Source organism: Stenotrophomonas sp. MMGLT7, from assembly GCF_021168555.1.
Classification (GTDB): Bacteria; Pseudomonadota; Gammaproteobacteria; order Xanthomonadales; family Xanthomonadaceae; genus MMGLT7.
In genome coordinates this window covers 237,205-251,128 of record NZ_JAJOZS010000002.1, presented here as the reverse complement: position 1 = coordinate 251,128, position 13,924 = coordinate 237,205, and the positions used below count along the sequence as shown (strand labels likewise).

Here is a 13,924-nt window from a genome sequence, read left to right as displayed (position 1 = left end):
CAGATGGGGAGCGGCCCGGGTCGATAGCAGCTTCTGGCTCATGACCGCTCGAGCAAGCGGGAACGAACCGGTCCCGATGATCGCTACGCCGCCGGGCCATGAATCGGAGGCAGCATCCGCGGCCGCGTTCAAGCACGTGCCGGGCCCCGCCTGGTGGATATGTCCGGCAGTCCCGAACAGGCCCGACGCGGCGCTTGCCGGCTCCGGCGCCGACAGCCCTGAGTACGCCTTACTTGCGTTCGACCCGCGCCGGCGGGGCGGGGTCTTCCATCAAGCCGGCGCAGGCCGCTGACCAGGCGGGATCCTCGGGATGGAGCGTGCTGCGCAGGAAGGCCCAGGTCATCCGCCGCACCACCGCGACGCGGTCCGGGTTCTCGTCGGTCGTCTCCTTGACGTCGTACCCCGAGATGCCGCCCAGCATGTGTTCGCCTCCAGGAAGCGCAAGCAGGCCCCTGCCGCCCGGGCTCAGGAAGTACGGGTCGGTGAACCAGTCCGGGCCGCGGACGGTGAGCGGGGAGCGGTCGTTGTCGCCCGCGACGACCAGCGTCGGCGTGGTCATCCGGGCGAAGTCGGAATTCAGGTACGGCAGGTGCTCGGCCGCGAATGCGCTGAGGTCCTTTCCGCCCCGGCCGCCGGCGGCGAGCAGCACGCCGGCCTGGATCCGCCGGTCGGACATGTCCTCCCCCGGTCCGCCGTCCGCACCGAGCACCCGTGCGCCGAGCAGCATGCTCGTGGTGTGACCGCCGAACGAATGCCCTGCGGCAGCCACGCGGCCGCGATCGACACGCCCGGCAAGGCCGGGCAACGCGTTCTCGATCGCGTCGAGATTGTCGAGGGTGCGCTTCATGTCCTCGACGCGGAACCGCCAGATCTCCGGCGTCCGGGGATCGTCCGCGGGCAGGCCGAGCCGCCTGGAATCCAGGTGGGTCGGCTGGATCACGACGAAGCCCCGCGCGGCCCAGTAGTCGACCAGCGGCGCGTACCCGTCCATGGAGGAGCCGAAGCCGTGCGAGAAGACGATGATCGGCAGGTCGCGCCCGGTCGCAGGAGCCGAAACACGAAGCTGCAGGTCCGCCCCCCGGCCCGGTGCGGGCAGCACGACCGGACGGATGGATACGGTGGCGGCAGGAACGTTCGCGCTTGCGCCTTCCTCGACATGGATCGACATGCTGGTTTTCCTCTCTCGATGAAGCGCCGCTGCGACCGGCCGATGCCGGCACCGGACCGGTGCGCGTCCAGGTCAATTCTGTTGACCAGGGCAACATAGGTGACTAAAAGATTGCCCGTCAAACGCATATTTCCAGGACCAAGTCATATGGATGAGACCGCATCCGTTGCCCGCGATTGCCGAGGGGTCGGCGAGTTTCTCGGCAGGGTCGGGGACAAATGGACCGTGCAGGTGGTGGTCGCCCTGCACGATCGGCCGCGGCGCTTCAACGACATCAAGCGCCAGGTTGGCGGGATCTCGCAGCAGATGCTGGCCCGCACGCTCAAGGCGCTCGAACGCGACGGCATGGTCGAGCGCACGGTCCGTGCCACCACGCCGCCGCAGGTGGACTATGCATTGACCGCGCTGGGGCAATCCTTGTCCGACCCGCTGCGGCGGTTGGCGGAATGGGCCGTCGCCCATCGCGCAGCCATCCACGGGAACCGGGTGCGCTACGACGCGAGCCACTGAGTCGTGTGCGGGGGATGAGGTGCGCCTTCCAACGAGCTGCTATTGCGGCCCGGTGGAAGGCCGTGTGCCCGCTCGGCATGCCTGCGTTCCCGGCTGTCGTCGCTTCACCACGGGCCGGCCCGCAGCTGAACGCCGGACGCCAGGGGCACGCGGTTAGCCGAACCATAACGAAGGCCCTCGTAGACTGGAATGCATGTTCAGTCCGATCCCGGCGTCGATCGCCCTCGTCTTCTCCCACGCTCCACCGCGCCCGCCCGGACACCTCGCTGGCCGCGCCGCGCCCGCGGCCTGACCGGCCGGTTCCACCTCCGCACGTCGGTCCATTTCCCTGCCTTGTTTCGTCGTGTGCTGCCCCATGCAGCTCGCGACGGCGTCGCCATGCGGCCAATCCCTACCTGCCACAGGAGCCTCCCGTCGAATGCATGGAAAGATCGTCTCGATCCATTACCTGAGGGGGCTGTGCGCGTTGCTGGTCGTGGTCGCGCATTTCTCGTATCTGCTGCCCGAGAGCGCGAGCCGGCAGATACCCGGCGCACTGGGGGTGGACATCTTCTTCATGATCAGCGGCTTCATCATCACCCTGGTCACTCGTGACGGGCGCGAGCCCCCCGCCTCGTTCGCCGCCAAGCGCTTCTTCCGGATCTACCCGGTCTTCTTCGTGGTCTGGCTGCTGGCGACACTGGCGCTCTACCGCGACCGGAGCCTGTCGGACCAGCTTTGCTCGCTGGCCCTGTGCCTGGAGGACTACCGCGACCAGGGCCCGGAGTTCGGCTACAACATGCTCGGTCCGCCGTGGACGCTGACCTACGAGGTGTACTTCTACCTGCTGTTCTGCGCGGCGATGGCCGTGAGCCGGAAGTACCGCGTGCCGCTGTGCATCCTGCTGATCGTGGCGCTGACGCTGGGACTGCAGACCGCGGCCAACGGATCCTATGCGTTCTCCTCGCAGGCGTCGGCGCGGTTCCCGGTCGTGGCGTGGTGGAACGTCCCGCTGCAGGTCCTGAGCAACACGATCTTCTACGAGTTCGCCTTCGGGATGGTGGTGGCGGTGCTGTTCGAGAGGGCGTCCCGGCATCGCGCCAGCAAGGCGCTGAAGTACCTCGCCCTGGCGGTGCTGCTGTGCGCCGTGCCGGCCGCGTTCGTCGAGGGGCCGGTCCCGTTCGGCATGAGCCATGGATTCTGGTTCGCCGCGCCGATCTTCGCGGCGGTGGTGCTGCTGGGCCTGCACGCACGCCTGCCCGAGGTGAAGTCCCTCGGGTTCCTGGGCGACGTCTCCTACTCGCTCTACCTGCTGCACTTCCCGCTGATGAATGTGGTGCAGAAGTTCCTTCCGGCACCCGAGACCCGGGCTGGCAAGGGCGCCACGTTCGTGGGCTTGCTGGTGGCCAGCCTGGCGCTCGCGCTGCTGTTCCACAAGCTGGTCGAGCTGCCTGCGATCCGCTGGGGAAGGGCGGTCGCCGCCAGGCTGAGGCCGCCCGGGCTGGCGGGCCAGGCCTCCTGACGGCGTGCCCTCCCCGAGTCGGCCTGTCGGGCTTGGCAGGTCCGGCCCCGCGCCATTGCCTGGGCGTGGCCGGATGCCCGCGTCCTCCTTCTTCCTCGCCCGGCGCGTGCGCGCAGCTGCGGTGCGCACTGCCTAAGGAAGCGATCGACACGCCCGGCACCCCGCTGTCGCGCTGGACCGGGCCCGCGGCTTGCGCGATCATGCCTGCCTGCCGCGCGAGGCAAGCCGGAAGTCGCCCTCCCATGAGGCGGCACGGGCACTTGGTCGCTCCATCTTCCAGGCGCCGTGCCAGGGCCTGAGGCAGTCCCCCTACCGCCCGGGCAAGATGCGCCAGGGCTGCTGCGCGCGAACCACGCGATGAAGCTCGCCATCCTCTCCCGCAACAGCAAGCTCTACTCCACCCGCCGCCTGGTGGAGGCCGGGCGCGAACGCGGCCACAGCGTGCGCGTGCTCGATCCGCTGCGCTGCTACATGCGCATCGCCGCCGGCGGCTTTTCCCTGCACTACAAGGGGCGGCCGTTGACCGGCTACGACGCGGTGATCCCGCGCATCGGCGCCTCGGTCACCCGCTACGCCACCGCCGTGCTGCGCCAGTTCGAGCTGATGGGCGCGTACACGCCCAACCCGTCCGATGCGATCCTGCGCGCCCGCGACAAGCTGCGCGCGCACCAGCTGCTGGCCGCGCAGGGCATCGACATGCCGGTCACCGTGTTCGGCGACAGCCCCGACGACACCCTGGACCTGCTGTCGATGCTGGGCCCGCCGCCGCACGTGGTGAAGCTCAACCAGGGCAGCCAGGGCAACGGCGTCATCCTGACCGAGAAGAACAGCGCCTCCCGTGGCGTGGTGGAAGCGCTGCGCGGGCTCTATGCCGACTTCCTGGTGCAGGAATTCATCGGCGAGGCGCAGGGCGCGGACGTGCGTTGCCTGGTGGTGGGCGAGCGCGTGGTCGCCGCCATGCGCAGGCAGGCCAGCGAGGGCGACTTCCGCGCCAACCTGCATCTGGGCGGTTCGGCTTCGGCAGTGGCCATAAGCGACGAGGAGGCGGCGGTCGCCGTGCGCTCGGCGCGGGCGCTGGGCCTTGGCGTGGCCGGCGTGGACCTGATCCGTTCGCAACGCGGACCGCTGGTGCTGGAGGTCAACTCCACGCCCGGGCTGGAAGGCGTCGAGACGGTGGCCAGGCAGGATGTGGCCGGCTGCATCATCGGCGAGATCGAGCGACGGCTGGGCGGCGTCAGCACGGCGGATTCCACGGCATAGGAACTTTTAAGAGTGCGGGCTGTATAAAGGATAGCTACCTTCACACCTTGGTCTTCATAATTCCTAGCCTAAAGCACCGGTCCGACTCACGGCCCGCCAAGCGGGCGGTGAAGTGCGCGACCCCTCCGGTGCCCTGCCAGCAGGCCAAGCCCAACGAGAGATACGACGTGCGCATTCTGGTAATAGAAGACAACAGCGACATCGCCGCCAACCTGGGCGACTACCTCGAGGACCGCGGCCACACCGTGGACTTCGCCGCCGACGGCGTCACCGGCCTGCACCTGGCGGTGGTGCACGATTTCGATGCGATCGTGCTCGACCTCAACCTGCCCGGGATGGACGGCATCGAGGTCTGCCGCAAGCTGCGCAACGAGGCGCGCAAGCAGACCCCGGTGCTGATGCTCACCGCCCGCGATTCGCTGGACAACAAGCTGGCCGGCTTCGATTCCGGTGCCGACGACTACCTGATCAAGCCGTTCGCGCTGCAGGAAGTCGAGGTCCGGCTCAACGCGCTGGCGCGCCGCGGCAAGGGCATGCATACGCGGGTGCTGGAAACCGGCGACCTGGAATACAACCTCGACACGCTCGAGGTGCGGCGCCAGGGCAAGCTGCTGCAGCTCAACCCCACCGCGCTGAAGATCCTGCAGGCGCTGATGGAGGCGTCGCCGGCGGTGGTCACCCGGCAGGAGCTGGAGACCCGGGTATGGGGCGAGGAACTGCCCGATTCGGATTCCCTGCGCGTGCATATCCACGGATTGCGCGCAGTGGTGGACAAGCCCTTCGAAGTTCCCATGATCCAGACCCGCCATGGCATCGGCTACCGCATCGCCGCACCGGATGCCTGACGGTTCTCCCTCCAGGAATGCGTGTGTGGTGGTTCTTGCCGTCTACGCGTCTCCTGAGAATTGCTCTCTTCCCAGCGGATAGTGTAGGGTGGAGAAGCGATGCAAGAAGTTATTTGTATCGTTAGGTGATGACTGGCGATCATGTCTAGATGATAAAGAGCAAAGGACGGAAAGTGATGAAAAGGATGAAGAAGACGCTGTTTTCCATCGTGGTATTGGTTGGGTTGGCGCTGGGGGCTAGTTCTGCATTTGCCCGTCAGGCATCATGTACCATTTGTACTTCAGTTACTTACGATTTAGGGTGGCTTGGTAGCTGGTCCTTTGAGACTGATTGTCACGAAGTTCCTTCTTGTACTAATCCATTTTGATTGTCGTGATTTGCAACAGCGACCCAAGTGGGTCGCTGTTGTTTTTCGGGGTGTGATTTGCTGATTTGTGTTGTTATCTGCGGTGTCGACATTCATGTGCCGGTCTTGCCATGAGGTTCGAATTGGTGGGGAAAATAATGAAGGGTCGTAGCCGGCGGCGTCTACGCACCCGTATAATTCTGTCGTTCTTTCTGTTCGGTACTGGGCTGGCGATTCTGTTCGCGCTTGCGACAATATGGGCTAGTCGATACATCGAAACAAAAATGATCGAGGACGTGATGAATCGCAACATCGAAGTGATGGCGCGATCATATGCGGAGAATCCAGATGCGAAGCCCACGCTCCAGGTCGAACAGATGTATGCGCGTGCAGTTAATCCGAATGATATGGAGGCAATGGCGCGGCTTGCGCGAGATTTTCCGGGCTGGGAAAAGATGCCGGAAGGTATCGAGGGGTATAGCGGGACAGATGAGATGAATAATCCGCTGGCGTACAAGGTCGCAGTACGAAAGACGCCAGAGGCTTGGTTTTTTCTTGCATATGATACAACTCGAGCTAGTGTTGCCCAGGATCGATTAAATGCTTGGTTGTACGTTTCGATTTTGTTGTTTGGTTTTTTTTCGCTGTTGATCGGTCGGTGGTCGGCGGCGAAGGTGATGAAGCCGGTGTCGGAACTGGCCATGCGGTTGCGCGGCTACCGCGGCGGAACCGGCGATCCCAAGCCGCTGGCGCCGCATTTCCCTGACGACGAGGTCGGCCAGCTGGCCGAGGCGCTGGACGACTACTCGGGGCGGCTGACCGAGGTGGTCCAGCGCGACCGCGAGTTCAACGCCGACGTCAGCCACGAGCTGCGCACGCCGCTGGCGGTGATCCGCGGCGCCACCGAGCTGTTGCTGACGCGGCCGAACCTGGACGAGAAGGTGCTGCAGCGGCTGCAGCGCATCCAGCGCGCCGAGCAGCAGTGCACCGACCTGATCGGCGCCTTGCTGCTGCTCTCGCGCAACGAGCGCGGGCAGGGCAGCAGCAACGTCGCCCGGGTCGCCGAGCAGCTGATCGAGTCGCACCGTGCCCAGCTCGGCGGCAAGCCGCTGGAACTGCTGCTGGACGGCAATCGCGACCTGGTGATCGATGCGCCCGAATCGGCCCTGTCCGTCGCGCTGGGCAACCTGATCGGCAACGCGGTCAAGTACACGCAGGAGGGGCAGGTGGTCGTCACCGTGCTCGACGATGCGGTGGAGGTGGCCGACACCGGTCCCGGGCTGAGCGAGGAGGATGCGGCCAAGCTGTTCCAGCGCGGCTACCGCGGCACCCATGCCGGACATTCGCAGGGTGGCGGCATCGGCCTGTCGATCGTCAGCCGCCTGTGCGAACTGTACGGCTGGCAGGTCAGGGTGCGGCCGCGGCGCGAGCGCGGCGTGGTGGCCAAGCTGAGCTTCCACCCGTCGGTGGACGATGCGGAAGCGCCGTCCAGCTCCTGAGCCGGGTGCGTCAACGTCCAAATGATCGGTCGTGATTCCCGTCGTCGCATCCCTGCAGGCGTCGCAGCAACGACCTGTAGGAGCGACTTCAGTCGCGATGGGGCTTTCCCGGGACCTGATTAGTGCTAAGTGTCAGCTCCCCTAGACGTGGACTTGGCGTAGCCCTCGCTCGCTCCATCGCGTACCGCGGGCGGCGGTCTCCAACAGCTGGGGCACCAACGCTTCCAAGTGGGTCCGCCGATTGAAGCGCCAGGCCGCTTCGGCTAAGTAGCGCGAGGCGTACTTGAAGAAACCAAAGGCGTGGTAGGCCCCGTCCAGGGAGCGTTTGACGTTGCCTAGAATCACGTTCAGCCAGCGACTATGCTCCTGCTCGGTAGCAGGACGCCGCTTGCCGGGCAGGACGGTGTGGCCCTGCCCCAACTCGGCCAGAGCCACCGCGAAGGCGCTGGTGCCGTCGCTATACACGTGGCTGCCTGGCCGCAAGCGCGTGTGCGCCCACTCCAGCAGCGCCCGTTTGGTGAAACCAGGGACCGGATCGAGGACGAGCTGCCGTGGCCGGTTCCCCGGCGTGACCTCCACGGCAATCAGAAAGGGCGCTTGTTGGGCGAGCCCCGGCCGGGCTTGCCGCCCGGACACTCCCCACCCAGGTAGGCATCGTCGAGCTGCACCAGGCCGCCCAGCCGACGTCCGGCCTCCTGTTCGCTCATCGCCTGCATCAGCTTGTGCTTGAGCCGCCAGGCCGTGCGGTAGCACACCCCCAGATACCGCATCAGCGCCAACGCCGACAGGTTGGTCTTGTGCTGGCTCAACAGATACAGCGCCAACAGCCAGGTGCTCAGCGGCAGCTTGGTGTTGTCAAACACGGTCCCGGCCCGCAGGCTGCTCTGGTGATGGCAGGCTGAGCATTGCCACATCGGTCGCCCTCGATGGGGAAAACAACTGGCCCGCCGCCCGCCGCACACGGGACAGACGAACCCCTCCGGCCAGCGCGCCTGCTGCAAGGCCTGCTCGCAGGCCGCTTCGGTGCCATAGCGCTCCAAGAACTGCGCCATCGACAGGCCCGGCTGGAACTGCACGCGGTTCATGCTCATCGCCGCACTCCTCGGAAGAAGATGGCCCGAGCTTGCTACTTCCCCGTCTCGGCCGCCGCGACTGCGCACAACTTAGCGCTAATCAGGTACCGGTAAAGCCCCATCGCGACTGAAGTCGCTCCTGCGGCTTTCTGGGGATGGGGGCTCAGTGGCAGCGCACCACGATGGCGGTGATGTTGTCCGAGCCGCCGCCGTCGAGCGCGGCGGCTACCAGGGCGTCCACGCATTCCTGGGCGCTGTAGTCGTCGTGGCCCAGCGCCTGGGCGATGCCGCCGTCGTCCACTTCCTCGGTCAGGCCGTCGCTGCACAGCAGCAGCCGCATGCCCGGGCGCAGCTCGCCGGTCATCGTCGCCACGTTCAGGTGGTTGGGGTCGGTCACGCCCAGCGCCTGGGTGACCACGTTGCGGTGCGGGTGCGCGCGCGCCTGCTCGGCGGTCAGCGTGCCCTGGGCGATCAGTTCCTGCACGTAGCTGTGGTCCTGGCTCAGCTGCGCCAGCTTGTCCTGGCACCACAGGTAGGCACGGCTGTCGCCGACCCAGGCGACCTCGAAGCGGTTGCCCTGCACGCGCGCGGCGACCACCGTGGTGCCCATGGGCAGGGTGTCGTTGCGGCGGCGCGAGGTACGGATGATCTCCTCGTCGGCGACCCTGATCGCCTGCGCCAGCGCGGCGCCGGCGCGTACCTCGCGCACGATGGTCTCGCGCGCCAGGGCGCTGGCCACCTCGCCGCAGGCGTGGCCGCCCATGCCGTCTGCCACCAGCCACAGGCCCAGCTCGCTGTCGCCGTAGTAGGTGTCCTCGTTGAGCTCGCGGCGCAGGCCGGCATGGGTGAGGTGTCCGAATTCGATCATGGCGGGAGGAGCTGAGTCGTTACTGCTGGCCGGAACGGCATCATCGCGGGCCGGCGCACATCCGGCAAGGAAACCGCCGCGCCGCGACGGCGCGGATTCATCTGCGGCGGCTTGTCCGGACGGGGCCGGACCTTTATCATGCACGGCCCGGTTCGCCGGGAAACCACCCGGAGAGGTGGCAGAGTGGTTGAATGTACCTGACTCGAAATCAGGCATGCGTTTATAGCGCATCGGGGGTTCGAATCCCCCCCTCTCCGCCAGATGCCGCAGAGCCCCCGCAAGGGGGCTTTGTCGTTTCACGAGGCGACGGCCGGGTGCCGGTCGCCCTTTTCCCCCTGGAACAATGGGCCGCACTGGCGAGGCTGGAAGCCGGCGCGGACGGCGATGCCGGCCCAGGGCGTGCCGCGGGTATCGCATGCGGGGTGGTGAGGACCCGGGGCGAAGCCCCGTACCGTGTCCGCCAGCACGAGGACGCTCCCGCCCCTGCGCGCGCGGCGCGTGCCTGCCCTCCGGCGGGAGAGGGGCTGGATGCCGGCACCCGGCCCGATCCGGTTGTTGCCGTTCCTTGGCACAGCGGCTTCCGGCGCAGGTGGCTAAACTTGCCGTTCCCGTTTCCGCCGGTATCCGTCATGTCCGAAATCCTGGTCCCCGTTTCCTTCGGCGAGCTGCTCGACAAGATCGCCATCCTGCAGATCAAGTCCGAACGCATGAGCGACGAGGCCAAGCTCGCGAACGTGCGCAAGGAGCTGTCGGCGCTGGAGGAGATCTGGATGGCGCATGCCGCCGCCGGGCGCGATGTCGTCCAGCTGCGTGCGCAGCTGAAGGCGGTCAACGAGCAGCTGTGGGTGATCGAGGACGACATCCGCCTGAAGGAGAAGGCGCAGGCCTTCGACGAGGAGTTCATCAAGCTGGCGCGCAGCGTGTATTTCCAGAACGACGAGCGCGCGCGGCTGAAGAAGGAGATCAACCTGGCGCTGGGCTCGGAGTACGTGGAGGAGAAGTCCTACCAGGACTACGCCGGCGGCGCGGCCTGATCGCGGACCGGTGCCGGGCGGGCAACGCCTTCTTCCTCCAGCGGACCGGCGCCGTCGCGGCGCTCCAGTCCGCGGATCCTGATCATGTGCCGGACCATGCGCAGGCCCTCGCTGGCCGGCAGCGCCACGCCATAGCCCTGGTGCAGGCGCTCGACCTCGGCCGGGCGGCCATCGCCGAGCGCGCCGAGCTGGGCGATCACCAGCGCCTGTTCCTGGAGCGCCTCGGGCAGCGCCTGCGGCAGCTCCAGCACGGCCTCGCCGGTGCTGCGCATCGTGCCGGCATCGCGCGCGGCGGCGGCGGCATACATCTGCAGTACCTGCCGCACCGGGGCCGGCTGCCGTGCCACGTCGATCCATGCCGGCGCGATCCAGGCGCCGAGCAGGTCCTGGGCCGGGAGCTGGCCCAGGGTGGCGGCCGCCACCTGGGAGGCGGCTTCGGCCCAGGTGGCCGGGTCCTCGACGACGCCGGCGGAGCTGCCCAGCAAGGCCTGCAGCGCCAGTTCCGGCGCCGCGCTGTCGTGCTGGCGCACGGCCAGCCGGGAATGGTGGCCGCCGCTGCGCAGGGCCGCCGCCAGCCGCAGTGCCCTGGCCCGGGCCTCGCTCGGGCGGTGGCCGGGCATGGCCGGGATGTCGGCCGCGGCCGGCGGCGGTGAGCGTCGCTCCAGCAGGTCCAGCACCGGCAGGCCGCTGTCCAGCAGCTGCTGCAGGGTCTCGGCGCGGTCGCCGCGAAAGCGGGTCAGCGGTCCCCTCAGCGCGACATCCGGGTGGAAGTCGTCGTGCGGGGTCGCCTGCAGCGCGTTGACGTAGGTCTGCAGCAGCGGCCTGCCGCCGATGCGGCGCAGCGCCAGTGCGGCATCGCTGGCCAGGCCGATGCGCGCGGTCTCGCGCCCGAGCTGGCCGTGGCGCAGGCGCTCGATGTCCGGGTCGGGACAGCGCGTGCGGCAGGCGACCACGACCAGGTCGTTGTCCTGCGCCAGGTACACCGCCACGTCGGGGAACTGCTGCAGCAGCGCGGCGACGATCTGCGCCAGCAGCGCGTCGTCGATCTCGTAGGTCTGCAGCCATTGCACCAGCATGCCGTCCTCGGCCAGCTGGGCGTGCACGAAGCGGTAGAACTGCCAGGTGAACAGCCCGGCGACGCCGCTGACCCACGGATTGGACGGCTCGGAGACGATCACGTCGTAGCGGCGGCCGCCGCTGGCGAAGAAGCGGCGGGCGTCGTCGAAGTGCACGTGCGAGCGCGGATCGTCCAGCGCGCGCGGGATGCGCGGGGCGAACACGCGCGAGGCCGCGAGCACCGCCGGTTCGATCTCCACGGTGTCGACCCGCTGCACCCGCTCGCTGCCCAGCAGCGTATGCGTGCTCAGCCCCAGGCCCCAGCCGATCACCCCGACCTGGCGCGGCTGCGGATGCAGCGCCAGCGGCAGCGCGCCCAGCGTGACCATGGTCAGCTCGTCGCCGCCGGGCGGATCGGACAGGCGCTCGGCCATGGAGCCGTCGGACTTGCCGTTGGTCAGCAGCGATTGCGAACCCAGCGCGGGCGAGCGCACCACGCCGATGGTGGCGGTCTTGCCGTCGCGCAGGAACGGGATCTGCAGGGCATCGCCCAGCCGCGCGTAGCCGTTGCGGAATACTCCGGAAAGCTGCGCGCGCGGATCCACGCGTCCGGCGTACAGCATCAGGCACAGGCTGGCGGCGACGGCCATGGCCAGGCCGGCCAGCCTGCGCCGGGAGGTCTCGCCCTGCGCATGGGCCAGCAGCCAGAAGCCCAGCGACGCGTCGACCAGGGCCGCCAGGGCCACGCCGTTGCGCACCCCCAGCAGCGGGATCAGCAGGTGGGTCATCGCCAGCACGCCGACGATCGCGCCGACCGTGTTGGCCGCGTACAGCCGGCCGATGCCGCCCTCGCCGCTGCCGGCACGCAGCAGCGCCAGGGTGAACAGCGGCAGGGTGGTGCCGGCGAAGAAGGCGGCCGGCAGCATCACCGCCATGGCGATGCCGGCGCTGCCGAGCAGGTACAGGCGGTAGCCGCCGTCGCTGCGCGAGAGCGAACCGAGCAGCGCCCCGGTCCACTGGAACGAGTGGGCGAAGGCCACCAGCGACAGCAGCGCCGCCACGCCCATCGCGATCTGCGCCAGCGCGGCGGCGCGCAGCGGATCGTGCAGCCGCGCCGCGCGCCGGTGCACCCACCAGCCGCCGCCTGCCAGCCCCAGCAGGAACGCGGCCAACATCAGTTCGAAGCTGTGCACGGTGCTGCCCAGGGCCTGGTTGAGCAACCGTATCCAGCCGATCTCGTAGACGAACGAGCAGGCGCCGGACAGCAGCGACACCCACAGCACGGTGCGCGCCAGCGGGGCCTGGGCATGGCGGCCGGTGGCGGCGGATGCTGCGGCCGGCGTCGCGGGGACGCGCTCGATCCGCAGCGACAGCGCCCAGCTGCCGGCGGCGACCGCGAGGTTGGCGATGCCGGCCACCGCCATCGCCCCGGGCATGCCCAGCCACGGCAGCAGCGCGAACGTGGCGATCAGCGCGCCGGCCGCCGCGCCCAGGCTGTTGGCGAAGTACAGCCCACCGAGCACGCGGGCGTCCTCGCGCGGGGCCGCGCGCAGGTAGCCGGCGCTGAGCAGCGGGAAGGTGGCGCCGAGCAGGATGCAGGCCGGCAGGATCAGCAGCGCGCCGGAGACCCACGGGTACAGGTGCCCGGCCAGGCCGTCGCCCAGCGCCGGCAGCAGGTAGCGCTGCGAGATCTCGCCGTAGCCGACGAACACGCCATGGAACAGCAGCCCCAGCACGCCGATCGCCGCCTCGGCCAGCGCGTAGGCGCGCAGCAGCCGGCGCCAGTGAATGGCCAGCCGCGCCGCCAGCCAGGCGCCCAGGGCCATGCCGCCCATGAAGATCGCCAGCACCAGGCTCTGTGCGTAGGCCGCGTGGCCCAGGGTCAGGCCCAGGTAGTGCGACCACAGCGACTGGTAGACCAGCCCGGCGAAGCCGGAAAGGACGAACAGGCCCAGCAGGAACGGGCCGAGCAGGCGACGGGTCGGCGTCATGCGCGGGTTCCCGCGGCGGTCGCAGCGCGTCCGCGGCGACCAAGACCGGGACGCGGCGACGGGCGGGTGACGGGGCAGGGTGCAGCCATGGGTTCTCGCGTTCTGTGCGTCGCCGTCATCCCCGGCGGCGACGCGGTGGACAAAGGGCCACCCGCCGTGCCGATCCCTCGGCACCGGCGGTCATTCGATCACCGTGACCTGCGGCCAGCGGTCAAGGTAACGCTTTTCGGCCAGCCGGCGGCGGTAGGTGGCGATGCTGACCCGGCGCGGGTTGCGCCGCACGACCATGCCGAACAGGTCGTCCAGGCCGTGCGGGGCGATGACGTGCAGCGTATCGTCGTTGCGCAGCGACAGTGCCACGCAGGTGGCGTATTCGGGCCAGCTGGCCACCGCGTCCTCGATCGAGCGCAGCGGCTCCACGGCATGGCCGAAGTGGTGCTCGAACCACAGGTGCACCGCCGCCTGGTTGGTGACCTCCCAGGGCAGGTGCGGGGCCGCCGCGGCCAGGCGCCGCTGCAGGGCCTGGTCATGGGCGCGCGACAGGTCGGAGGCGTCGAACCAGGCCACGTCCACGTCCGACTCGGGCCGTGGCCGCTCCAGGCCGTGCAGGTGATCCCACACCAGGTTGCGGACCGCGCCGGCGCCGATGCAGCCATCGGCGATGCCCAGCCCGCGCACATGCCGAAGCGCCTGCATGAATGCGGCATTGCCGCGGGCGATCCCGACCAGGCGCCGGTGCAGCGAGCAAGAGGACGGCGCCGTGGGCATGGCG

General features: G+C 68.6%; 10 protein-coding genes, 1 tRNA gene and 1 pseudogene. 7 read left to right on the top strand and 5 right to left on the bottom strand.

Features of this window, described 5'->3' with window-relative positions:
• Positions 1-229: 229 nt before the first annotated feature.
• Positions 230-1,168, bottom strand: coding sequence for a hypothetical protein (locus LRX76_RS03855; RefSeq protein WP_231802258.1), 939 nt, complete (start codon positions 1,166-1,168; stop codon positions 230-232).
• 147 nt (positions 1,169-1,315) lie between these two features.
• Here LRX76_RS03855 and LRX76_RS03850 point away from each other — a divergent pair, with 147 nt between their 5' ends.
• From LRX76_RS03850 to LRX76_RS03830, 5 genes are all read left to right on the top strand, one after another.
• Positions 1,316-1,678 (top strand): helix-turn-helix domain-containing protein, encoded by a 363-nt coding sequence (locus LRX76_RS03850; RefSeq protein ID WP_231802256.1) that lies wholly within the window; start codon positions 1,316-1,318, stop codon positions 1,676-1,678.
• A 418-nt stretch (positions 1,679-2,096) separates the two neighbouring features.
• Entirely contained in the window at positions 2,097-3,179 is a 1,083-nt protein-coding gene (locus LRX76_RS03845) for an acyltransferase (RefSeq protein WP_231802254.1), read from the top strand.
• Between the two features lie 357 nt (positions 3,180-3,536).
• Positions 3,537-4,439: a 30S ribosomal protein S6--L-glutamate ligase gene (gene rimK, locus LRX76_RS03840; RefSeq protein WP_231802252.1), complete on the top strand. Its 903-nt coding sequence runs from the start codon at positions 3,537-3,539 to the stop codon at positions 4,437-4,439.
• Between the two features lie 167 nt (positions 4,440-4,606).
• The gene (locus tag LRX76_RS03835) at positions 4,607-5,284 is read left to right on the top strand and encodes a response regulator transcription factor (RefSeq protein WP_231802640.1); all 678 of its coding nucleotides are present in this window, start codon (positions 4,607-4,609) and stop codon (positions 5,282-5,284) included.
• Positions 5,285-5,762: 478 nt separating this feature from the next.
• Positions 5,763-7,130: a HAMP domain-containing sensor histidine kinase gene (locus LRX76_RS03830; protein ID WP_231802250.1), complete on the top strand. Its 1,368-nt coding sequence runs from the start codon at positions 5,763-5,765 to the stop codon at positions 7,128-7,130.
• Positions 7,131-7,271: 141 nt separating this feature from the next.
• Here the strand turns inward: LRX76_RS03830 and LRX76_RS03825 are convergent.
• A pseudogene (locus LRX76_RS03825) lies at positions 7,272-8,221 on the bottom strand (IS1595 family transposase).
• 145 nt (positions 8,222-8,366) lie between these two features.
• Complete coding sequence (locus tag LRX76_RS03820) at positions 8,367-9,071, bottom strand: protein phosphatase 2C domain-containing protein (RefSeq protein ID WP_231802248.1); 705 nt, start codon at positions 9,069-9,071, stop codon at positions 8,367-8,369.
• Positions 9,072-9,240: 169 nt separating this feature from the next.
• Between LRX76_RS03820 and LRX76_RS03815 the strand changes: the two genes are divergently transcribed.
• Together LRX76_RS03815 and LRX76_RS03810 are read left to right on the top strand one after the other, a co-directional pair.
• Positions 9,241-9,331: transfer RNA gene (locus LRX76_RS03815), tRNA-Ser, on the top strand.
• Between the two features lie 369 nt (positions 9,332-9,700).
• Positions 9,701-10,105, top strand: coding sequence for a DUF6165 family protein (locus tag LRX76_RS03810; protein WP_231802246.1), 405 nt, complete (start codon positions 9,701-9,703; stop codon positions 10,103-10,105).
• On the opposite strand, the gene LRX76_RS03805 is transcribed toward LRX76_RS03810, so the two are convergent.
• Together LRX76_RS03805 and LRX76_RS03800 are read right to left on the bottom strand one after the other, a co-directional pair.
• Complete coding sequence (locus LRX76_RS03805) at positions 10,084-13,152, bottom strand: fused MFS/spermidine synthase (protein WP_231802244.1); 3,069 nt, start codon at positions 13,150-13,152, stop codon at positions 10,084-10,086. The two genes, LRX76_RS03810 and LRX76_RS03805, sit on opposite strands and share 22 nt — an antisense overlap.
• A 180-nt stretch (positions 13,153-13,332) precedes the next feature.
• Positions 13,333-13,920 carry a nucleotidyltransferase family protein gene (locus LRX76_RS03800; protein ID WP_231802242.1) on the bottom strand — a complete coding sequence of 196 codons (588 nt, stop codon included), beginning with the start codon at positions 13,918-13,920 and terminating at the stop codon, positions 13,333-13,335.
• Between the last annotated feature and the right edge of the window lie 4 nt (positions 13,921-13,924).

What these genes read in the sequence shown, in the direction of transcription:
- LRX76_RS03845 (WP_231802254.1), top strand. Translation starts at nt 2,097, where the DNA reads ATGCATGGAAAGATCGTCTCGATCCATTACCTGAGGGGGCTGTGCGCG.
- LRX76_RS03820 (WP_231802248.1), bottom strand. Translation starts at nt 9,071, where the DNA reads ATGATCGAATTCGGACACCTCACCCATGCCGGCCTGCGCCGCGAGCTC.
- LRX76_RS03830 (WP_231802250.1), top strand. Translation starts at nt 5,763, where the DNA reads ATGAGGTTCGAATTGGTGGGGAAAATAATGAAGGGTCGTAGCCGGCGG.
- LRX76_RS03805 (WP_231802244.1), bottom strand. Translation starts at nt 13,152, where the DNA reads ATGACGCCGACCCGTCGCCTGCTCGGCCCGTTCCTGCTGGGCCTGTTC.
- LRX76_RS03810 (WP_231802246.1), top strand. Translation starts at nt 9,701, where the DNA reads ATGTCCGAAATCCTGGTCCCCGTTTCCTTCGGCGAGCTGCTCGACAAG.
- rimK (WP_231802252.1), top strand. Translation starts at nt 3,537, where the DNA reads ATGAAGCTCGCCATCCTCTCCCGCAACAGCAAGCTCTACTCCACCCGC.
- LRX76_RS03850 (WP_231802256.1), top strand. Translation starts at nt 1,316, where the DNA reads ATGGATGAGACCGCATCCGTTGCCCGCGATTGCCGAGGGGTCGGCGAG.
- LRX76_RS03855 (WP_231802258.1), bottom strand. Translation starts at nt 1,168, where the DNA reads ATGTCGATCCATGTCGAGGAAGGCGCAAGCGCGAACGTTCCTGCCGCC.
- LRX76_RS03800 (WP_231802242.1), bottom strand. Translation starts at nt 13,920, where the DNA reads ATGCCCACGGCGCCGTCCTCTTGCTCGCTGCACCGGCGCCTGGTCGGG.